We start from the raw sequence: 21,414 nt of genomic DNA on the forward strand, positions 1-21,414 counted from the left end.
CCGGGAATCAGTCGTCGGCCAGCCGGTCCTGCGCCCGCGACAGCGCCACCTCGTCGCCGTCTTTGACGTAGGCGACGACCTCTCGGAGTGCCTCGACGAGCGCGTCGGCCTCCCGCGGCGGCACGTCGCCCTCCAGCGCCCGGACTCGCTTCACCCGTTCGTCGAGCGAGGCCAGCAGCTTCGTCGCCGGCCGGTCCGGCTCCACGTCGTTCGCGGCCAGCCAGTCCCGCAGTTCGCGGCGGTACTCCCGCACCGCGTCCGCGGCGGCGAGCCCGCGCGCCTCGCGCAGCGAGTCGGGCACGTCCGCGGGCTCCGGCCGGCCCTGCGTGTCTCCACGGAGCAGCCGCAGCAGGTACCACTCCTCGTCGTCGTCCGGGTCGAACGACCGGTCCACGAGGTCCGCGACGTGGCGCAGCTCGCCCGCCACGAGGTAGTCGTCGTCCAGGTCGCGGAGCTCCCCGGCCGCGACGAATCCACGCTTGCGCTGGTACGTGCGCACCGTCTCCGCGACCGACTTCAGCGCCTCGTCCTCCGGCTCGTTCTCGAAGCGCTCGCGTGCCTCCGTGAGGTCGAACTCGACCGACTGGGTCGTGTGCAGCTTCCGGTCGTCGTCCACGCCCACGCTGTGCAGGCTCCCGCACTCCGGACACGAGACGCTCCCGGTCTCGTAGTACGACCACCGCGTCCCGCAGTCCTTGCACTCGCGCTCGCCCCGGATCTCCATGTTGTGCGTGTGTTCGAGTGTCTGGGGGAAAGGTTGTCGGGTTCTGGTGTCGTGAGTCGTGTGCTTCGATGCTGGAGGGATGCGATCGGGTGCGAACAGCCAGAAAGCCCCGGCGTCCTCGTCGGCCGCGACTGCCGAGACTCCTCCGTCGTCTCGCTGCCCTCCGCTCACACCGTCTCGCCAGCCGCGCGCCGGAGTGGCGGTGAAACCGCGCGCCGGAGTGACGATGATACCGCACGACGAAGACAGCTGTTCTGCCGACAATCGCGGTCGTACAGCCGAACCTGCACGACCACCACGTTCAAGCCGGACGACCCCGAAGGGGGAGGTACGATGTCCACGGAGACACCCGAGGATAGAGGAAGTCGCACAGAAGCGGCTGGTCGAGAAATTCTCCCACGGAACTGACACCCCGACGGTCGTCCGCACGGACGACGGACTGCGTCTCGCAGTCGACGGAGAGAGCACCGTTCTCACACAGGAATCCGCCGCGGAGCTACGCGACCAGCTCGCGGAGGCACTGACACGGACCCACGAGTTCGTCCACACGACCGGCACGCACCGGGAGGACGGCAGCTACGTCGTCGCCCGACGCGGGGCGGACTCGGCGGGCCACAGCAAGGTGTTCGAGCGCGTCGACGCGCTGGAGCGCCTGTACGACCGCCTGCCGGACAGCTTCACCGCCGAGGACGTGGGTCGGACCGGCCTGACCGGCGGCCGGCGGCACATGCTCGTCTGGCACTTCGCCGAGCACCCGGGCTTCGACTGCGAGCTCGTCTCGCGCCAGCCACTCACCGTCGAGAAGCACGGGGAAGGGGGTGAGAGAAGCGTGGCCGAAACGCACCTCGCCGCGCTGCCGGCGGACTGACGGCACGAACTGGCGGCGTGCTGGTCCGACGCCGCAGCCCCCTGGCTGCAGGGGACGCCCCTGCCGCGAGTGACGCCTGCCGCGGACCGCAGCCTTTTGCCCCGGGCCGACACAGTGGCGGCCATGCAGCCACGGCCATCCACGTTCTCCATCGCGGCCCGCGACCCCGAGACGGGCGCGGTCGGCGTCGCCGTCCAGTCGAAGTTCGTCGGCGTCGGGGCGGTCGTCCCGTTCGTCAGCGCCGACGCGGGCGCGGTCGCCACACAGAGCTTCGCGAACGTCGCCTACGGTCCGGACGGGCTGGACCTGCTGCGCGAGGGCCACTCCGCGCAGGAGGCCGTCGACGAACTGACCAGCAGCGACGACGAGGCCCCGCAGCGACAGGTCGGCATCGTCGAGGCCCCCGGCGGGGACACCGCCGAGCGCGAGGACAGCGTCGCCGCGTTCTCCGGCGACGAGTGCTTCGACGTCTACGGCGACGTCCAGGGCACCCACTACACCGTGCAGGGGAACATCCTCGAGAACCGGGAGACGCTGACCGCGATGGCCGAGACGTTCGAGGAAGCCGACGGCGGCCTCCCCGAGCGCATGATCGCCGCGCTCCACGCCGGCAACGACGCCGGCGGCGACTCCCGGGGTGAGCAGTCCGCCGCGCTCTACGTCGCCAGGCACGAGGGCGGCTACGACGGGAAGAACGACCGCTGGGTCGACGTGCGCGTCGACGACCACGAGCACCCAATCGACGAACTGGAACGGGTGTTCCGGCTCTACGACATCACGCTGCTCGCCCGCGAGGAGCCCGACGATACCCGCGAGCTGTCGGGCGAGACGGCCGAGGCGGTCGCGGAGACGCTCGCCGACCTCGGGTTCTACGACGGTACGCCCGACGGCGAGTTCGGCGACGGCGAGCGCGACGCGCTGGAGGATTTCCGGGGCATGAACAACTTCGAGAACCACAGCGTCGCGACCCTGGAGGACGCGCTGGCGAGAGGCTGGGACGACGCCGACGGCGAGGGCGAAGCCCGGATGGTGGACGCCATCTGGCACGGGCTGCAACGGCTGGAGCGGAAGTAGCGCGGCGGCGGAATCGGTTCCTCAGCGTTTCTCCAGCGCGAGGTTGACGTTGTGGTCCCACTCGCCGGCCCCCCGGCGCACGTCCGCCACCCGCCAGTCGGTTCCGACGGTCAGCTCGCGCAGCTGCCCAGGGGTGAACAGCCGGTAGAGCCACGGCTCACCGAGGCTGCCGGCGTACTCGAACTGGAGCACGCGGTACGCCCTGCCCGGGGTCGCGTCCTCGTAGAAGTCCAGCATCTCCCGGGTGCGGTCGTGCTCCGGGTCGAAGCAGTCGAGGACGGCGGTCGCGTCGGGAGTCGTGACGTACGCGAGGTCGGCGAGGAACTCCCTGACCCCTGCCTCGGAGCGGGCGAGGCTCAGCTGGGTACCGACCGCGAGCGCGGACCGGAACCGGTCCCGGTCGAACGACTCGCGGAGCGCGAACATGTCGCCGACGCGGGCGTCCCGCACGCCCCGGTCGCGCATCACCTCGACGAGCGACGCGCTGTGGTCGATGGCGACCGTCTCGAACTGCTCCTGGAAGTAGAGCGCGTGCCGCCCGCCGCCAGCACCCATGTCGAGCAGCGGGCCGTCCAGCCAGGACTCGAACCAGTCGCCGGCCGCACCCTCGGGCTCCCACTCGTCGAGGTAGACCGCCTCGACTCCGGCCTCGCGGGTCTCCTCGCCGTTCCGGTACAGGAGCGGTCCGTCCATCTCGTCGAAGTGGCAGTCGTGGATGGCCTCGGCGAACGGGTCCGACATGGTGTCTCGAGCGTCGACCGTCCGGGTGAAAAAGGACCCGCGTGTTCGTGACCGGTTCACACGGACGGCGGATGCTCGCTAACGACACGCTTTTTGCCGTCACGGAGCCACCAGAGAGTAATGAGCACGGAGACGGACCCGACGAACTCGGACGCGTTCGAGGCGGTCTGCGAGACGCTCGTCGAGGGCATCCTCGCGGGCGACATCGAGCGCGACGACGTCGAGTCCGCGAAGCTCGCGGCCTGCTCCGAGCACAGCGCGCCGAAGGTGCCGAAGAACTCGGAGATACTCGACTACGCACCCCAGGACCGCCGCGAGGAGCTGGAGGCCGTGCTCCGGCGCAAACCCGTCAGAACGGCGTCGGGCGTCTCGCCGGTCGCCATCATGACCTCGCCGCACATGTGCCCGCACGGGAAGTGCCTCTACTGCCCGGGCGGGCCGGCGTCGGAGTTCGACAGCTCGCAGAGCTACACCGGCCACGAGCCGGCGGCGGCCCGCGGCGAGCAGAACGACTACGACCCCTACGGGCAGGTAACCCTGCGGCTGGAGCAGCTGCGGGAGATCGGCCACCCCGTCGACAAGGTCGAGCTCATCCTCATGGGCGGGACGATGACGGCGCGTTCGCACGACTACCAGGAGTGGTTCGTCAAGCGCGCGCTGGAGGCGATGAACGACTTCGACGTGGACAAAGAGCCCGCGCCCGCGGAGGGCGAGAGCTTCGCGCAGGACCCCGACGAGTACGAGTTCAGGTACCTGGAGGACGTCATCGCCGAGAACGAGACGGCGGACGTGCGCAACATCGGGACGACGTTCGAGACGAAGCCGGACTGGTGCGACCCCGAGCAGATCGACCGGATGCTCGACCTCGGCGGGACGAAGGTCGAGGTCGGGGTGCAGACCACCTTCGAGCGCATCAACCGCGAGATGCACCGCGGCCACGGCGTGCAGGCGAGCGTCGACGCGAACCGCCGGCTCCGGGACGCGGCGTTCAAGGTCGGCTTCCACATGATGCCCGGCCAGCCCGGCATGTCGCAGGCGATGTGCCTGGAGGACTTCCGGCGTATCTTCGAGGAGGAGCAGTGGAAGCCCGACTACCTGAAGATCTACCCGACGCTCGTGGTGCGCGGCACGAGAGTCTACGACTCGTGGTACCGCGACGAGTACGACCCCCTGACGAACGAGGAGGCCGCCGAACTGGTCGCCGAGGCGCTGTCGATGGTGCCGAAGTACACCCGCGTCCAGCGCGTCCAGCGCGACATCCCCGCCGACTTCATCGACGCCGGCGTCTGGAAGTCGAACCTCCGCCAGCTCGCCTGGCAGAAGATGGACGAGCACGGCTGGGACTGCCACTGCATCCGCTGTCGCGAGGCCGGGATGAACGACGAGGAGCCCGGGGACGTCACGCTCGACACCATCACCTACCAGGCCGGCGGCGGCACGGAGCACTTCATCAGCTTCGAGGACCGCGAGCAGGACCTGCTCGTGGGGTTCTGTCGGCTGCGGTTCCCGAACGACCCGGTACGCCGCGAACTCGAGGACGCCGCGCTCGTCCGCGAACTCCACGTCTACGGCAACCAGGTGGCTGTCGGCCAGTCGGGGGCGGACGGCGACCAGCAGCATCGTGGTTACGGTCGCCGACTGCTCGCCGAAGCCGAGCGTCGCGCCCGCGAGGCCGGGTACCGGAAGCTGTCGGTCATCTCCGGCATCGGCGTCAGACAGTACTATCGAGAGAAGCTCGGCTACCACCAGGACGGGCCGTACGTGAGCAAGCGGCTGTAGTCCGTGTGCACCGGGCGTTGGCCTCGAGTAGACACGAGACTGTCACGTGGGGACGGCCACGAACCGGACATGGGCGGGTTCCAGTCGCTGTTCTACGGCACGCTCGCGAGAATCGTCGGCGTGGCGTCGCGTTCGCCGGGCTCGCGCTCCTCGTCGGTTGGTGATCTGGGCCCGTCGCTACTCCGCCATCAGTTCCAGAATCTCCTCTCGCTCCCGGCACTCCGGCAGGAGTTCGCGGTCGAACACGCCCGTTGCCCGCGTGACGCCGGGGTGGTCGATGCGCTCGCGCTCGACGGTGAGCGAGCCGCCGACGCGGTGGCCGACGAACTGTGCGAGCGGGAGCGTGACGCTCGCGCCGTTCCGATACTGGAACTCGAAGCGACCGGCGTAGAGCAGGTCGGTGAGTTCGATCTCGAGGCCGGTCTCCTCGCGGGCCTCCATGTGGACGGTCTCCTCGGGCGTCTGGCCGGCTTCGATGGCACCGCCCGGCGGCTCCCAGTGACCGGAGGGGTTGTAGACGAGCACCGTCTCCTCGCGGGCGTCGGTGTAGAACACGACGACGGAGGCGATACCGGCGAGGCGTTCGAGCTGGCCGTCGACGTTCTCGGGCGGTTCCGCCGGGTCGTGGTGGCGTGGTCCGTACTCGAACGGTTCGACGCTGCGGTCGGTGTCCCACCGCTCCCGCAGGTCGGCGAGGACGCGGTCGGTCCGTTCGGCGACACGTTCGCGGACCGCGGGCCAGTCGTCGGTCATCGCCGTTCCGGTACTCGTTTCAGTTATTTATCAATTGTGTGCGGAACGACCGTGAGGGTTGTCCACACACCTCCGGGGCGACGGCCGGTTGGGGGACCTCGGGGGGTGGTCGTCGGCCGACGACGGAGGAACCGGCATCGTCTGGTGCGAACTGGAGGACTGAAACCCCCGGGCGATGTGGACTGGGTATGGACAGGACGGTGTCGAGCGACCGACTCCGGGAGCGGTTCGACGAGTTCAACGAGATCGGCGCGACCGACCGCGGCGGGGTGAACCGGCCGTCGCTCTCGGACGCGAACCGGCGGGCCCGGGACACGCTGGTCGAGTGGTTCGAGGCGGCAGGCCTCGCAGTCACCGTCGACGAACTCGGGAACATCTTCGGGCGGCGGCCCGGGCGGAACGCCGACCTGCCGCCGGTGCTCGTCGGCTCGCACGTCGACAGCCAGTTCAACGGCGGGCGGTACGACGGCGTCATCGGTGTCCTCGGCGGGCTGGAGATCGTCGAGACGCTGAACGACGCGGGAATCGAGACCGAGCGCCCCATCGAGGTCGTCGCCTGGAGCAACGAGGAGGGCGTGCGCTTCCAGCCGGACATGCTCGGCAGCGGCGCGTTCGCGGGCAAGTTCGACGTGGAGTTCGCCTACGACCTGACCGACAAGGAGGGGAACCGCTTCGGCGACGAACTCGAACGCATCGGCTACCGAGGCGACGCGCCGTGCGAGCCCCGCGACCTCCACTGCTACCTCGAACTCCACGTCGAACAGGGGCCGAAACTGGAGGCGGCCGGCCACAGCGTCGGCGTCGTCGAGGGCGTCTACGGCTTCGTCTGGTTCGACGCGGCCTTCGAGGGAGCAGCAGACCACGCTGGCCCGACGCCGATGCACCAGCGCCACGACGCGCTCGTCGCGACGAGCGACGTGGTCGAGGCGGTCCGGCGCATCGCCGGCACGGGTGGCGAGGACCTCGTCGGAACCGTGGGTTCGGTCGACGTCTCCCCGAACGCCATCAACGTCATCCCCGAACGGGTCGACTTCACCGTCGATCTCCGTTCGTACGACGACGATGTCGTCGACCAGGCGGCCGAGAAGGTCCAGCGGGAGATCGCCCACGCGGCCGGCCGGGAGGGCGTCGACCCGGAGTGCGAGGAGGTCATGCGCATCGAGTCGCAGTCCTTCGACGACGACCTCGTCGAGACGGTCGCCGACGCGGCCGACGACCTTGGTGCGGCGTACACCCGGCTGGTCAGCGGCGCGGGCCACGACGCGAGCTACCTCAATCGTGTCTGTCCGACCGCGATGGTGTTCGTCCCGAGCGTCGACGGCGTCAGCCACACCGAGGGCGAGTTCACCGAGTGGGAGGACGTCGTCGCCGGGACGAACGTGCTGCTGCACGCGGTGCTGGCGCAGGCGAGCGAGGCGGCGGACGTGGAGTGAGTGCGGAGCCGCTATCAGGGACGCGACGACTCGAAGAAGTCGGTGAGTTCGTCCCACGCGACCAGTACCAGCCCGAGGGCGACCGTTCCGGCGACGAGCTGGAGGACGGTCGTGTTCATCGAGTCGCCGGCGAGGGAGCAGTAGACCCCGTAGGCCGTCAGCGAGACGACGGCGAGGCCGACGGTCACCACGCCGAGCACGCGGGCGGGAAGCGGAATCAGCGAGCCGCCGTCGCCGGGGCTCGTCATCGGGCCGTACATCTTCGTTCCCATTGACACGACTTGGCAACAAAGACCTTTCGACACTGTCACGCACGAACGACAGGCCCTTACCCCCGCCACGAAAAATCGGGGGCATGGAACCGAAGCGCGAACTGACCAGCGTCGACCTCGCCGCGCTCGTCTCCGAGCTGAACGCTTACAGGGGGGCGAAGCTCGACAAGGCGTACCTCTACGGCGACGACCTGGTCAGGCTGAAGCTGCGCGACTACGACCGGGGTCGCGTCGAACTCATCCTGGAGGTCGGCGACGTCATGCGTGCCCACGTCGCCGCGCCGACGCACGTCCCCGACGCACCCGGGCGGCCGCCGAACTTCGCGATGATGCTGCGGAACCGGCTCTCCGGCGCGGACTTCGAGGGCGTGGAGCAGTACGAGTTCGACCGCATCCTCGAGTTCGAGTTCTCCCGCGAGGACGGCGACACGAAGATAATCGTCGAGCTGTTCGGCCACGGCAACGTCGCGGTCTGCGACGGGACGTACGAGGTCATCGACTGTCTCGACACGGTGCGACTCAAGTCCCGGACCGTCGCACCCGGGTCGACCTACGGCTTCCCGGAGTCCCGCATCAACCCCCTCACCGTCGACTACGAGGGCTTCGCGCACACGATGGACGACTCCGACACCGACGTGGTCCGCACGCTCGCGACCCAGCTGAACTGGGGCGGGCTCTGGGCCGAGGAGCTCTGTACGCGTGCCGGCGTCGAGAAGACGCTCGACATCGCCGACGCGACCGACGAGGAGTACCGGAAGGTGTACGACACCGTCCAGCGCCTCGCCGAGTGGCTCTCGTCGGCCGACCTCGACCCGCGGGTGTACTACGAGGTCGACGAGGGTGCGGACGAGGACGATGGCGAGGACGACGTCGGGACCGGTGACGACGTCCGCAACGTCGTCGACGTGACCCCCGTACCGCTGGAGGAGCACGAGATGGACGATGCGCTCGCCAGCGACGCCTACGAGACGTTCAACGGCGCGGTCGACGACTACTTCTACGAGCTCGACCGCAGCGACGACGACAAGAGCGAGCCGGTCGGCGACACCGGCCCTGACTTCCAGGAGCAGATCGAGAAGCACGAGCGCATCATCGAACAGCAGGAGGGCGCGATTCAGGGCTTCGAGGAGCAGGCCGAGGAGGAGCGCGAGAAGGCCGAACTGCTCTACGGCAACTACGGGCTCGTCGACGAGGTCATCTCGACGGTCCAGCAGGCCCGCGAGAACGACGTGCCCTGGGACGATATCGCCGAGACGTTCGAGTCCGGCGCGGAGCAGGGCATCCCCGAGGCCGAGGCGGTCGTCGACGTCGATGGCTCCGAGGGGACGGTGACCCTCGAACTCGACGGCACGCGCGTCGCCGTCGACGTGGCAGACGGCGTCGAGAAGAACGCCGACCGGCTGTACACCGAGGCCAAGCGCATCGAGGGCAAGAAGGAGGGTGCGATGGCGGCCATCGAGGACACCCGCGAGGAGCTGGCGGAGATACAGGAGCGCAAGGCGGCGTACGAGGAGCGCGACGAGGAGGACGACGTGGACGGCGACGACGAGGAGTACGAGGTCGACTGGCTCGCACGCTCCTCCATCCCCATCCGCCGCGACGAGAAGTGGTTCGAGCGGTTCCGCTGGTTCCACACAAGCACGGGCTACCTCGTCATCGGCGGCCGAGACGCCGACCAGAACGAGGAGCTCGTCAAGAAGTACGTCGAGGGCGGCGACAAGGTGTTCCACACGCAGGCCCACGGCGGCCCCGTCACCGTGCTGAAGGCGACGGACCCGAGCGAGCCCTCCCGCGAGGTCGACTTCGACGACGAGACGCTGGAACAGGCGGCCCAGTTCGCGGTCACCTACTCCTCGGTCTGGAAGGACGGCCGCTACGCCGACGACGTGTACATGGTCGACGCCGACCAGGTGTCGAAGACCCCCGAGAGCGGCGAGTTCCTGGAGAAGGGCGGCTTCGCCATCCGCGGCGACCGGACCTACTTCCGTGACACGCCGGTCGGCTGCGAGGTCGGCATCCAGTGCGAACCCTCGACCAGAGTGATCGGCGGCCCGCCGGCGGCCATCGAGGACCGCGTGGAGACCAGCATGCAGGTCGAGCCGGGCCGGTACGCCCAGGGCGACGTGGCCAAGCGCATCTACCGCGAGTTCCGCGAGCGATTCAACGACACGTCGTTCGTCCGCAAGGTCGCCAGCCCGGACCGCATCCAGCACTTCCTGCCGCCGGGCGGGAGCCGCATCGTGGAGGAGTGATGGCCGTGCGGGCCGAGATTCGCACGAGGGGGACGCGTGGTCGCTGAAGCCTTCCTCTACCCGTTCCGCGACGAGGCGGACCGGTCGGCCCTCGCCGTGCTGTTCGCCTGCGGACTCGGCACCGCCATCGCGGGTCAGCTCGCCGTCGCGCTCTACCCGGCGACGCCGTGGCTCGTGCCCGCGCTCGTCACCCCACTTCCACTCGTCGCCTGGGCGGGCTACTGTCGCCACGTCGTCGCGGCGACCGTCGCGGACCGTGACGCCCCGCTGCCGTCGTTCGGGTCGGTCCGGGACCGGCTGCGGGACGGTCTCGTGCTCCTCGCGGTGACGCTCGCGTACCTCGCCGTGCCGGCTGGCGCGCTGCTCGTCACGGTGCAGGGGGCGACCCGCATCGACCCCGCGACCATCACGCTGGAGACCGGGACGGTCGTCCTGCTCGGCTCGACGCTGACGATGTTCGTCGCGCTCGCCGTGGGCTACGTCTACCCGGCCGTCGTCGCCCGCCGGCTCGACCGCGAGGACGCCCCGCTGTTCCACCCGGGCGGGCTGCTGTACGTCATCCGGAACCCCTCGTACCTCGTCGCCTGGGCTGCCGCGATGGTCGTCGCGTTCGTCGGCTTCGGCGTCTCCGGCCAGCTGTTCGGTGGGCGCGGCGTGCCGGGCCTGCTCGCCGGGCTCGTGGCGGTGTACGCGAGCGTGGTGGCTGCGAGGCTGGTCGGTATCGGGTACGTGCGTAGTCGATAACAGTCCAAAATCCAAAATTATTCGGTGAACCACACGACATCTCTGAGGTGTGATTCATGAGGCCGATCTTGGATACCAGTAATACGGTCATGACTCTCGGAATCATGACCTCGCAGTGTGCCATCTTCGGGAAGTTGCTATTCGAGCAGAATTATACCTCATTTTGGGTACTGGTATTTTTAATTGGACTACTGATCACCCTGTTCGGGGCACTGGTCCCACCAGAGCGAGTCGACGATCAGAGCGATTGAGCTGCCGCGGTAGCTTCCAGATACGCTCGTAGAACAGAAAGGCATGTAGCCCCGGACACCCGAATCGCCCATATGCAGGTGAAGAGCCGGGTCCGCGTCGAGGGCGGCCGCGAGCGCATCACGCTCGTGCCCGAGAGCCTCGACGACCTGTGGCACCTCCAGTACGTCCTCGAACCCGGCGACCTCGTCGCCGGCGACACCACCCGCCGCATCCAGCGCGACGACGAGGAGCTGCGCGATACGGGCGGCGAGCGCGAGCACATGCACGTCACCATCGGCGTCGAGGAGGTGGAGTTCCACAAGTTCGCGAACCGGCTGCGCGTCTCGGGGACCATCGAGGACTGCTCCCGGGAGGACCAGCTCGGGCTGCACCACACGCTCAACGTCGAGGACCACGACGAGGTCGAGGTCACGAAGCACTGGAAGGCCGACCAGCTCGACCGGCTGGAGGAGGCCGAGGAGTCCGCCGACAACCCCGACGTGGTCATCGCGACCGTCGAGGAGGGCGAGGCGCACATCCACACCCTCGCCCAGTACGGCACGGAGTCACGGGGGACGTTCACGGGGACGACCGGGAAGGGCGAGTACGCCCGCGGTCGCGACGAGCTGTTCGCCGAGCTCGCCGACGCGCTCGCGCGGATGGACGCCGACGCGTTCATCCTCGCCGGACCGGGCTTTACGAAGCAGGACGCCTTCGACCACATCGAGAAGAACCATCCCGAGGTGGCAGAGAAGATGACCGTCGTGGACACCGCCTCCGTCGGCGACCGGGGCGTGCACGAGGTGCTGAAGCGCGGCGCGGTGGAGGACGTCCAGCGCGAGACGCGCATCGCGGCCGAGGCCGACGCCATCGACGAGCTGACGAAGCGCATCGCGACCGGCCACGAGGCCGCCTACGGTCCCGAGCAGGTCCAGAAGGCGGCGGAGTACGGTGCCATCGACGAGCTCCTGATACTGGACGAGAAGCTGCGCGAGGAGCGCGGCCCTGAGGGCGAGTGGGCGATCGACGTCAACGAGCTCATCACCGACGTCGAGCGCAAGGGCGGCGAGATAACGGTTTTCTCGAGCGAGTTCGACCCGGGGCTGCAGCTCCGGAACCTCGGCGGTATCGCGGCGCTGCTGCGCTACCGGCTGGAGTGAGCCCTAGACGGTTTGGGACCAGGTTTTCACCGATGGAACGGCCATCTCACGATTGCGGTGTACAGCCGCCGGCAGTCACGGACTGCCGAGACGACGACCCCTGTCAAACGTCGATTCCGTTCCCCCCACTCTGGCCGTCGCCACACGGCCCGGGCGGCCACGACACCCCCGGCCGTCCGTCTACCGTTCGACCGGCGAGATGGTCGTCTCCACCAGCTGGACGAGCACCTCCGCGAAGCCAGTCCTGGCGCTCCAGAACGCGGTCTCGCGGTTGATGCCCGGCAGTTCCTCGTCGTCGCCGAGCACGCTCAATAGCAGGATGTCGTCGTCGCCGAGCAACGCACGGCCGGTGTGCTCGTCGTTGACGTGGTGGTCGGTCAGCGGCTCGACCGCCTCGATGCCGGGGTAGTCGTCGTACAGCGCCCGGACTGCGGGGTCCTCGCTGAAGACGACGACGGAGAGCCCGTCGTCGGCACGGTCGCGAAGCGCGGTGTCTATCTCGTCGCCGACGAGCTCGGGGGAGCGTGCGGCGAACAGCACCGACCGCTCGGCGCGCCTGATCAGGTCCGCGACGCGGTCGGAGATGCGGTCCTGCCCGCGGACCATCCAGATGTCCTCCTGCTCCTCCTCCTCGTCGCGGCCGAACTCCTCGTGGACCGTCTCGACGTAGTCGAACGCGCGGTCCGACTCGTGCTCGAACCGCTCGCGCAGCGTCGAGCGTGCCTCGTCGATGCTGACCGCGCGGTACTGGATGGGGCTCGACTGCTGGACCTCGACGAGCCCGCGGTTCTCCAGGCTCTCGGTGACGCTGTACACCTGCGAGCGTGGCACGTCGGTCACACGTGAGACGTCCCGGGCGGTGCCGGTGCCGAGCTTGTGCAGCGCGATGAACACCTTGGCCTCGTAGCTGGTGAGGCCGAGGCGTTCCAGGGACTCGATGGCGTCGTCCTCGTCGACGGTCATCAGTCGTCCCCGTCCAGCCAGCGGTCGTACAGCGATTCGAGTTCGTCACGCGTGAGCTCGCCCTCGCTCGCGAGGTCGCTGGCGCGGTCGAGCGTCGCCCGGGAAACCGGCCCGGACAGGGCCTCGCGCAGGAACGGCGTCGTCACCGTCAGCGCGTCGGGGCCGTCGAAGGTGGCCTCGCCCGCGGCCGATGAGAGCGTCGCGTCGAACGTGAGCTCCTCGCCGGCGGTCGCGCCGGTCGGGACGGTCGCCTCGTAGACCAGCGTCAGGTCGGTCGGCTCGTCGAACTCCCAGGCGACGTACAGCCGGCGGCCGACCATCGAGTGCGAGGTCGGTCTCGGCGAGAGCGTCGTGACGCGGCCGCCGGTGCCGGGGACCGTCTCGGAGAGCACGACCCGACCCTCGACGTCCTCGATGGAGAGGCTGACCTGGAAGTCGGCACCGGGTTCGGGCCGCTCGTCGGTGACCGTCCGCGTCGCCGTCGGGGTGTCGTCGTCGGTGGCGACCGCGGCGGTGCCGGCCGCGCGGGCACTCCCGACTGCGGGGGTGTCGGCTCCGTCGTCGGTCGTCTCGGCGTCCGCGAGGGCGGTGGCGTCGCCGGCGGTGGCGGTCGCCGTGTCGGCCTCGGTCACGGCGTGCAGGTCGCTCCCGTCGCCGCCGAGGTCGAGGTCGTCCGAGGGGACGGCATCCGCGGACGCGGCCGTCCCGGCGTCGCTCACCGTTCCGGTGGTGGCGTCCGTCCGTGGCTCCGCGGGCTCGACAGCACTCGCGGTGTCGGCGGTCTCCGTGGTCGCGGGCCCGTCCGTCGTCGTCTCCACGGTGGCCGGTTCGTCGCTGCCGCCGTTGGCGGCGGGCACTGCGTCGCCGGCCTCGGAGTCGTCGTCGTCGAACATCGACTCGACCTCGTCGGGGCCGAGGTAGCGGTGCCAGACGATCAGCAGGCTCGGCAGCACCAGCACGCTCGCGAGGAACGCGTAGATGATGGTGAGCGCGGTGATGACGCCGAACTGCTGGAGCGCCGGGAAGATGGCGAAGCTCAGCACGCCGAAGCCGCCGACCGTGGTGGCGGCGGAGCCCAGCAGCGCGCCGCCGGTGCCGGTGATGGTCGTGTCCATCGCCTCCCACTTGGTGTCGCGGCGGCCGAGCTCGAGGTTGAACCGCTCGGAGACGTGGATGCTGTAGGCGACGCCCAGCCCGACGGTCAGGCTTGTGATCATCCCCGTCAGGACGTTGAACGGCATCCCGATGAGGTACATCGTCCCGAGGATCCACGTCACCGAGAGGGCGACGGGTAACAGGGTGACGACCCCCAGCGTCGCGCTCCCCTCGGTGATGCGGTAAGCGATCATGAGGAATGCGAACACCGCGACGAGCGTGATGATGAGGCTCTGGATGACCGTGTCGAGGAGCTGGCCCTGGACGACCTCGTTGACGACCGGTGAGCCGGTCGCGATGACCGACACGGAGTTGCCGTCGTCCTCGATGGCGGTCGCGATGGCGCGCATCTCCTCGGTCTGCTCCGAGGTCGTCGTGCCGGCGTCTGTGGGCACGACGAGCCGCATCGCGGCGTACTCGCCGCCCCCGGTCCGGTAGATGACGTCGCCGGCCTGCTGCGGGGCGACCTCGAACAGCTGGTCGTACAGCGCCGTGACGTTCTCCTCGGGCACCCCGTCGGAACCGAGCGAGGCCCGATAGCTCTCGTTGAAGCTCTCGTTCTCCGCGGCGACCGTCTCCATGACCGTCAGCGGCGACCGGTAGGCGACCTCGCCCGTCGCCCCGACGAACGGGGTCTGGTAGGTGTCGTCGTCGCCGAGGAGCTCCTGTTGCTCGTGTAGCGCCCGCAACGTGGCGGGGTCGTCGATGCCGGTGCCGTCACCCCCTGCCTTTATAAGCACCTGTGCCTGGGAGTCCTCGCGCTGGAAGTTGTCGTTGACGTAGTCGAGGTTGGACTTCGCGGTGTACTCGCCCGGCGCGAGCGGCTCGGGCAGGTCGTACATCCAGCTCGGCGGCTCGTCCGCGATGAAGTCCTCGTTCGCGAACGAGGTATCGACCTGCGTCGCGCCCGCTGCGCCCCCGACGGAGAGCAGCAGCGCGACGAGGATGACCGCGACGGGTGCCTTCTTCGCGAGCGTCGAGCCGACCGCGAGCAGCTCGCTGAAGCGGCCGCCGCCGGTCCCGAACGCGCGCTTCTTGCGGTCCCAGCCGAGACGACCTTCGAGGAGGTCGTCGAACTCGACCTTCAGTGCGGGGATGAACGCGCCGAAGACGACGAGCGCGGCCACGATACCGAACGAGGAGACGACGCCGAACTCCTGGATGGGCGCGAGCGGGCTCGTCAGGTTCGAGAGGAACCCGATGACCGTCGTCGCCGTCACCCAGATGAGCGCGACGCCGACGCCGGCGAGCGCGTAGCTCATCGAGCCGCGCACGTCGCTCGGCGTGTCGTCGTCGAGGCGCTCCTCCCGCTGACGCATGAAGATGTGGATCGCGTAGTCGATGGACAGCCCGATGAGCAACACCGGGACCGCGATCATGATCTGGTTGAACGGGATGTCGGCGTAGCCCATGAAGCCGAACGTCCACGTCAGGACGACGCCGATGCCGAACAGCCCGAGCACGATGTCGAGGAAGTCGCGGTACGCGATGGTGAGCGTGATGAGGACGAACAGGATGGCGAGCGGGCCGACGATGGCCAGCGAGTCCTCCATCGACATGTTGATCTCGTTCGAGATGATGCCGAAGCCGAAGACGAGGTAGTCCTCGCCGGAGTCCACGTCCTGGGCGTACTCCTGCATCTCCAGCTGGGCGTCGATGGTGGTGTCGCCGACTCCTGCGCCACCGCCCATGTCGCTGCTTGACTGTGCCACCTGCTGGATGACCATCGTCCGCGCGCTGGCCTCGGTCGAGCCCGGCGTGTAGTCCTTCTCCATCAGCCGGACGGCCTGCCCGGCGAACGGCGAGTTGCCGTTCTCACCGTCGCTATCACTCAGGACGGTCGTGAGCACGGAGTCCAGCTCAGACTCGTTCATCGATTCGAGCCGTTCGCGCTGCTCGGCGAGCGTCGGCGTCGAGGCGTTCTGGAGCGCGGCCTGCTGCTCCTGGAACGCGGCGAAGTCCTCCTGCAACGTGGCACCGTGTTCCTCCAGCTGTTCGCGCTGCTCCTGGAGCTCGGCCGCGCGCTGCTGGAGCTCCGCACCCTGCTGTTCGAGTGCGCTGTACTGGCTCTGCAGCACGCCGACCGTCCCGAGCTGGTACGCCTGCTGGACCTGCGACTGGTTCGTCGCGTTCCGGATGTCCTCGCCGGCCTGCTCGAAGACGGCGTACTGCGTCTCGTTCAGCGTGACCGAGCCGTTAGGCTCGACACCCTCCCACTGTGTGCGGATGCTGGCGTTGGGCACCTGCCGGATGACGGTGAGTGCAGCCTGCAGCTGGTCGGCCGTCGCGTTCAGGTCGTCGCTGCGCTGCTGGAGCGCCGCCTGGTCCGTCTGGAGCTGCTCGAAGGCGGCCTCCAGCTCGGCCTGGTCCGACTCGAGCTGCTGCTGGCGCGACTGGAGCTGTGCGCCCTGGGCCTCCAGTTCGGCGATGCGCTCGCCCTGGATGGCCGCGATGGCGACGATGTTCGAGACGCCGATGAGGGGCCGTTCGTCGATCAGCGTCTCGTTTATCGACTCGTCGTCCCGCAGGGTCTGCTGGAACTCGATGGAGCGGAGCAGCGACTCCTGCGAGAGGACGTTCCCGTCCTCGCTCCTGACGATGACCTGCGTGGTCTGTGTCTCCTGGTCGCCGCTGGTGAAGTTCTCGCCGATGTAGGTCTGTGCCGCGGCCTCGGGCGTGTCACTCTCGAACTGACTGAGGCCGGACTCGCTGCTGACGCTGCCCGCCCCCGCGCCGAGGACGACCGTCATGACCAGCATCACCGCGATGATGACCTTACTGTACGACGTGATTCCGTCCGTGAGCTGCCTGAGCGCCTTCATTCGTCACCCTCCGTGACGAACGCGCCGGCGGCCTTCCTGTGTGTCTCGACCATAACGACAGTGGTGTTGTTATGACGCTACTAACAATCTGCCTGAGATAAAGGTGTCGCTATCCGTAGGTGAAATCGACCGCACGCCGTCGCCAGTTCACTCGATGGAGAGCGAGAGCATGTCGTCGGCGAACCGCACGTCGCCGTCGTAGTGCTCCGCGATGGACGACAGCATCGCCTCGTGCTCCCCGTTCGTGTGCGGGTAGAGATGCGTGAGGTACACCCGGCCGATCTCGTGGCCCGCTAGCGCCCGGCCCAGCTCCGACGGCGTCGGGTGGTTGTCCACGTCGACCCCGTCCGGGAACGAGCAGTCGTGCGCCAGCACGGCCGCGCCCTCCGCGAACTCGGCCAGCCCCGGGAACGCCTCGGTGTCGCCGGAGAAGACGAACGCCCCGTCGAACCTGTACGCCAGACACGGCAGCGAGTGCCGCACCTCGAACCCCTCGACGTCGAAGCCCGCGACCGAGAACTCGTGGGGACCCACCTCTCGTACCGTGAGATCCACCCGCCCGTCGAGGTAGTCGTGCACGTCCAGCAGGCCGTCGACCAGGTCCTTCGTCCCGGTGGGACCGACGACTTCGAGGTGGTCCTCGCCGGCCAGCCAGCGCGCCTTCAGCAGCGCCATGAGGTCCGAGACGTGGTCGAGGTGGTGGTGCGTGAGCAGGACCGACGAGACGCCCTCGTAGCCGACGTTCGTCCGCGCGAGCCGGTGGAGCGACCCCGCCCCGCAGTCGACCAGCAACGGCTGCTCGTCCCCCTCCAGCAGGATGCCGGTCTGGTGGCGGTCAGCCGTCGGCATCGCACTCCCCGTTCCGAGAAACGTGACGCGCATGTATGTCCTGTCGCGTGGGGTCCGTGAAATGTGTGACGCCACTCGTTCGACTTTGGTGGAGTCGACTTCGGGGACCGCTCTTGTGACCATGACCGTCGGGTTGTCCTCTGGGTCGTAGGACTCGCTGATGACGAGAATACCCAGAAAGTCCTCTCGGTCGTGGGGCCCGCTGGTGACGAGAACATCCAGAAAGCCCCGAGGCGCTCGGCGGCTGCGACTGGCGAGACTCCTCCGTCGTCTCGCTGCCCTCCGCTCGCAGGCTCGCGGAGAACTCGCTGCGGTCCTCGTTCCTGCGGTCCTTGCGTCGTCTCGCTCGCCGAGCGCCTCGCCCCTTTCAGTCCCACCCCGCACGGCACCGCAACCGCCCTCGTGCCTCCCCAGCCGATAGCGTCCCCGGAAATCGAAGATTTCCGGTGGGCTCACGAGACGCGAGCGTCTCGTGACCGCTCCTCGCTTCGCTGTCGTTCGAGAGAGCGAAGCTCTCTCGTGATGACGGGAGAGCTCTGCTCTCCCGAACCACGGTGCTCAGCCCTCGCGCGGATGGCTCGACGTGCTCCCTGCGCTCACGGGTCGCAAGCTCCCCGTTCGCAGTCGCGGTTCTCGCTCGCTAGCGCTCACTGCGAACCGCGCACCGCTCGCACAGTCTCGCCAGGCGCGCGCCACCCGGCTGTCCGGTCCACATCGACCTGCCATGACGGGGTACGCACGACTTCGCGAGTGCAAAGGCACTTGCCGGTCCGTCCCTCAGGGGGCACCAATGGACGCGAGGGCGTTGCTCGCAGACCTGGACGGGTTCGAGGGGGACCCCGACTCGGTCGCCATCGACGACGAGGACGTGTTCGAGCTGCTGGACCCCGCCGTGCAGGAGTGGTGGGTCGAGCAGTTCGGCGAGTTCGTCCCCGAGAACGGCGGCTTCTTCACGCCGCCGCAGAAGGGGGCCATCCCGCACGTGCACGCGGAGGAGAACGCCCTCATCTGTGCGCCCACGGGCAGCGGGAAGACGCTGGCGAGCTTCACCGCCATCCTCAACGAGCTGTTCGCCAGGGAGCGCGAGTCGGGGCTGGAGAACTCGGTGTACTGCCTGTACGTCTCGCCGCTGAAGAGCCTCGCGAACGACATCCACCGGAACCTCGAGGAGCCGTTGTCTGGCATCCGCGGCATCGCAGAGGAACGCGGCGAGCCGGTGGGCGAGGTGCGCCACGCCATCCGCCACGGGGACACCGACCAGTCCGAACGGCAGAAGATGCTGGCGGAGACGCCGCACGTGCTGAACACGACGCCCGAGACGTTGGCAATACTGCTGAACGCGCCGAAGTTCCGCGAGAAGCTCCGGACCGTCGAGTACGTCGTCGTCGACGAGATACACAGCCTCGCCGAGAGCAAGCGCGGGACGCACCTCTCGGTCTCGCTGGAGCGCCTGGAGGCGCTCGCGGACAGCTCGCCGACGCGCATCGGCTGTTCGGCGACCATCGACCCGCTGGCGGACGTGGCGGAGTTCCTCGTCGGGAACGACGTGCCGGCCGATCCCGAGGCGACGGACGGCGCGGGCGGCTTCACCGAGCCCGAACCCCGGGACTGCGAGATCGTGGACACCCGGTTCGCCCGCGAGTTCGACCTCCAGCTCACCTGCCCGACGGACGACCTCATCGACACCCGTCGGGACGTGGTCACCGAGCGGTTCTACGGGCAGCTGCACGACCTGATCCAGGAGCACACGAACACCCTCGTCTTCACGAACACCCGGTCGGGGGCCGAGCGCGTCCTCCATCGCCTGCGCGAACGGTTCGAGGACTACGACGAGGAGAACTCGGGCTGTCACCACGGCAGCCTCTCGAGGGAGGTCCGTGAGGGCGTCGAGTCGAAGCTCAAATCGGGCGACCTCGACGTGGTGACCTCCTCGACGAGCCTCGAACTCGGCATCGACATGCCCCACGTCGACCTCGTGGTGCAGGTCGGCTCGCCGAAATCCGTCGCCGCGTTGCTCCAGCGCGTCGGGCGGGCGGGCCACCGCGTCGGACAGACCGTGACGGGGCGGGTCGTCGCGCTCGACCGCGACGAGCTCGTCGAGTGCGCGGTGATGCTGAAGAAGGCCGACGAGGGGTTCGTCGACAGCGTGGACGTCCCCGAGCGCGCCCAGGACGTGGCCGCCCAGCAGGTGTACGGCATGGCCATCGCCGACATCAGGCCGGAGCGCGAGATACGGCGCATCCTCCGGTCGGCGTGGCCATACCGCGAGTACGGCGAGCCCGAGTGGGAGCAGCTGATGGCCTACCTCACGGCCGACTACGACGGGCTGGAGGAGAAGAACGTCTACGCCAAGATCTGGCGGGACACGAACGATTCGCCGTCGGGCGAACACCACTACGAGGAGTACCCCGTGGGCGAGCATCTCATCGGGAAACGCGGCCGGCTGGCGCGGGTCATCTACATGACGAACGTCGGCACCATCCCGGACTCGTTCACCTGCGACGTGTTCACCCGTGCCGACGACGAGTGGGTGGGCCAGCTCGACGAGTCGTACCTCGACACGCTCGAACCCGGCGACGTGTTCGTCCTCGGCGGCCAGCACTTCGAGTTCCGCTACCGGCGGGGGTCGAAGGTGTACGTCGACCCGACGAGCGCCGCACCGACCGTGCCGTCGTGGTACTCCGAGCGCCTCCCCCTCTCCTACGACCTCGGGACGGAACTGGCCGCGTTCCAGGGCGAGCTGCTCGACCGGCTCGCGGAGGGCGGCGCACCCGCCGTGCGGCACTGGCTGCGGGAGTTCCCGCTGGACGACAACACCGTCCGCGCGGTCACCCGGATGTTCGAGGAGCAGGTGGCCTACGCCGGCACGGAGAGCGTCAGCACGGGCGACCGCCTCGCCGTCGAGGAGGTCGTGGACCGGCAGGACTACGACCGCCGCTACCACGTCCACTCGACGTACGGCCGTCGGTTCAACGATGGGCTCTCCCGGCTGCTCGCGTACCGCTGTGCGCAGGCGACGAACGCGAACGTCTCCGTCAGCGTCGCCGACAACGGCTTCACGCTCTCGATGCCGCTGAACCGGAAGGTCGATTTCGTAGGCATCGTCGAGAGCCTCGACGCCGGCGAGGTCCGCCCGGACCTGCGGGCGAGCCTGCAGGGGACGGAACTGCTCCAGCGCTACTTCCGCATCGACGCGACGCGCTCGCTGATGATCCTCAAACGGTACAAGGGCTACGAGAAGTCCGCGAAGCAACAGCAGGTGTCGAGCGAGATGCTGCTCGGCTTCGCGGAGGACCTCGACGACTTCGCCGTCATCGAGGAGACCTATCGCGAGATTCTGGAGGACAAGCTGAACGTGGCCGGCGTGCAGGCGGTCGTCCGCGCCATCGGTGCCGGCCAGATACAGGTCAGCCACACCCGCGTCGAGTCGCCCACGCCGCGGGCGTTCGGTCTGGCGACACTGTCCGCCAGCGACGTGGTGCTCGCCGAGGACGAGAGCGCCGTGCTGCAGGAGTTCCACGACCGCGTCGTCGAGGCCATCGGCGACGAGGCCAGCCGCGTGGACGACCTCGCCGGCACCATCGAGTAGCCGGC

At 68.7% G+C, this 21,414-nt stretch carries 15 protein-coding genes; 8 read left to right on the top strand and 7 right to left on the bottom strand.

Translation table 11 applies throughout. The features are described 5' to 3' along the window. Window positions 1-7: 7 nt before the first annotated feature. Window positions 8-724, bottom strand: coding sequence for a DUF7117 family protein (locus tag NOW55_RS01380; RefSeq protein ID WP_256398259.1), 717 nt, complete (start codon window positions 722-724; stop codon window positions 8-10). 439 nt (window positions 725-1,163) lie between these two features. On the opposite strand from NOW55_RS01380, the gene NOW55_RS01385 reads away from it, so the two are divergent. Then, complete coding sequence (locus NOW55_RS01385; protein WP_368407720.1) at window positions 1,164-1,592, top strand: DUF7528 family protein; 429 nt, start codon at window positions 1,164-1,166, stop codon at window positions 1,590-1,592. Window positions 1,593-1,715: 123 nt separating this feature from the next. Further along, window positions 1,716-2,666: a DUF1028 domain-containing protein gene (locus NOW55_RS01390; protein WP_256398261.1), complete on the top strand. Its 951-nt coding sequence runs from the start codon at window positions 1,716-1,718 to the stop codon at window positions 2,664-2,666. A gap of 21 nt (window positions 2,667-2,687) precedes the next feature. On the opposite strand, the gene NOW55_RS01395 is transcribed toward NOW55_RS01390, so the two are convergent. Then, window positions 2,688-3,407: a class I SAM-dependent methyltransferase gene (locus tag NOW55_RS01395; RefSeq protein WP_256398262.1), complete on the bottom strand. Its 720-nt coding sequence runs from the start codon at window positions 3,405-3,407 to the stop codon at window positions 2,688-2,690. A 120-nt stretch (window positions 3,408-3,527) separates the two neighbouring features. Here NOW55_RS01395 and NOW55_RS01400 point away from each other — a divergent pair, with 120 nt between their 5' ends. Beyond that, entirely contained in the window at window positions 3,528-5,186 is a 1,659-nt protein-coding gene (locus NOW55_RS01400; protein ID WP_256398264.1) for a tRNA uridine(34) 5-carboxymethylaminomethyl modification radical SAM/GNAT enzyme Elp3, read from the top strand. A 177-nt stretch (window positions 5,187-5,363) separates the two neighbouring features. Here the strand turns inward: NOW55_RS01400 and NOW55_RS01405 are convergent, their stop codons facing one another. Then, window positions 5,364-5,939: an NUDIX domain-containing protein gene (locus tag NOW55_RS01405; protein ID WP_256398265.1), complete on the bottom strand. Its 576-nt coding sequence runs from the start codon at window positions 5,937-5,939 to the stop codon at window positions 5,364-5,366. A 188-nt stretch (window positions 5,940-6,127) separates the two neighbouring features. Between NOW55_RS01405 and NOW55_RS01410 the strand changes: the two genes are divergently transcribed. Continuing rightward, window positions 6,128-7,372, top strand: a complete 1,245-nt coding sequence (locus tag NOW55_RS01410; RefSeq protein WP_256398266.1) for a Zn-dependent hydrolase — start codon at window positions 6,128-6,130, stop codon at window positions 7,370-7,372. Window positions 7,373-7,386: 14 nt separating this feature from the next. On the opposite strand, the gene NOW55_RS01415 is transcribed toward NOW55_RS01410, so the two are convergent. Continuing rightward, window positions 7,387-7,644, bottom strand: a complete 258-nt coding sequence (locus NOW55_RS01415) for a hypothetical protein (protein WP_256398267.1) — start codon at window positions 7,642-7,644, stop codon at window positions 7,387-7,389. 83 nt (window positions 7,645-7,727) lie between these two features. Between NOW55_RS01415 and rqcH the strand changes: the two genes are divergently transcribed. The 3 genes from rqcH (at window position 7,728) to NOW55_RS01430 (ending at window position 12,031) form a co-directional block, all read left to right on the top strand. Continuing rightward, window positions 7,728-9,896, top strand: a complete 2,169-nt coding sequence (gene rqcH, locus NOW55_RS01420) for a ribosome rescue protein RqcH (protein WP_256398268.1) — start codon at window positions 7,728-7,730, stop codon at window positions 9,894-9,896. Window positions 9,897-9,932: 36 nt separating this feature from the next. Next, complete coding sequence (locus NOW55_RS01425; RefSeq protein ID WP_256398269.1) at window positions 9,933-10,640, top strand: DUF4013 domain-containing protein; 708 nt, start codon at window positions 9,933-9,935, stop codon at window positions 10,638-10,640. Window positions 10,641-10,963: 323 nt separating this feature from the next. Then, window positions 10,964-12,031 (top strand): mRNA surveillance protein pelota, encoded by a 1,068-nt coding sequence (locus NOW55_RS01430; RefSeq protein ID WP_256398271.1) that lies wholly within the window; start codon window positions 10,964-10,966, stop codon window positions 12,029-12,031. A gap of 180 nt (window positions 12,032-12,211) precedes the next feature. On the opposite strand, the gene NOW55_RS01435 is transcribed toward NOW55_RS01430, so the two are convergent. The 3 genes from NOW55_RS01435 to NOW55_RS01445 form a co-directional block, all read right to left on the bottom strand. Then, window positions 12,212-12,994: a TrmB family transcriptional regulator gene (locus tag NOW55_RS01435; RefSeq protein WP_256398272.1), complete on the bottom strand. Its 783-nt coding sequence runs from the start codon at window positions 12,992-12,994 to the stop codon at window positions 12,212-12,214. Next, entirely contained in the window at window positions 12,994-16,971 is a 3,978-nt protein-coding gene (locus NOW55_RS01440) for an MMPL family transporter (RefSeq protein WP_256398274.1), read from the bottom strand. The genes NOW55_RS01435 and NOW55_RS01440 overlap by 1 nt, the downstream gene beginning before the upstream one ends. Window positions 16,972-17,118: 147 nt before the next feature. Beyond that, on the bottom strand, window positions 17,119-17,853 hold the full coding sequence (locus NOW55_RS01445; RefSeq protein WP_256398275.1) for an MBL fold metallo-hydrolase: 735 nt from the start codon (window positions 17,851-17,853) through the stop codon (window positions 17,119-17,121). Between the two features lie 757 nt (window positions 17,854-18,610). On the opposite strand from NOW55_RS01445, the gene NOW55_RS01450 reads away from it, so the two are divergent. Further along, window positions 18,611-21,409, top strand: a complete 2,799-nt coding sequence (locus tag NOW55_RS01450) for an ATP-dependent helicase (RefSeq protein WP_256398276.1) — start codon at window positions 18,611-18,613, stop codon at window positions 21,407-21,409. Window positions 21,410-21,414: the final 5 nt, after the last annotated feature.

This window comes from Haloarchaeobius litoreus, from assembly GCF_024495425.1.
In the GTDB taxonomy this organism is placed as follows: Archaea; Halobacteriota; Halobacteria; order Halobacteriales; family Natrialbaceae; genus Haloarchaeobius; species Haloarchaeobius litoreus.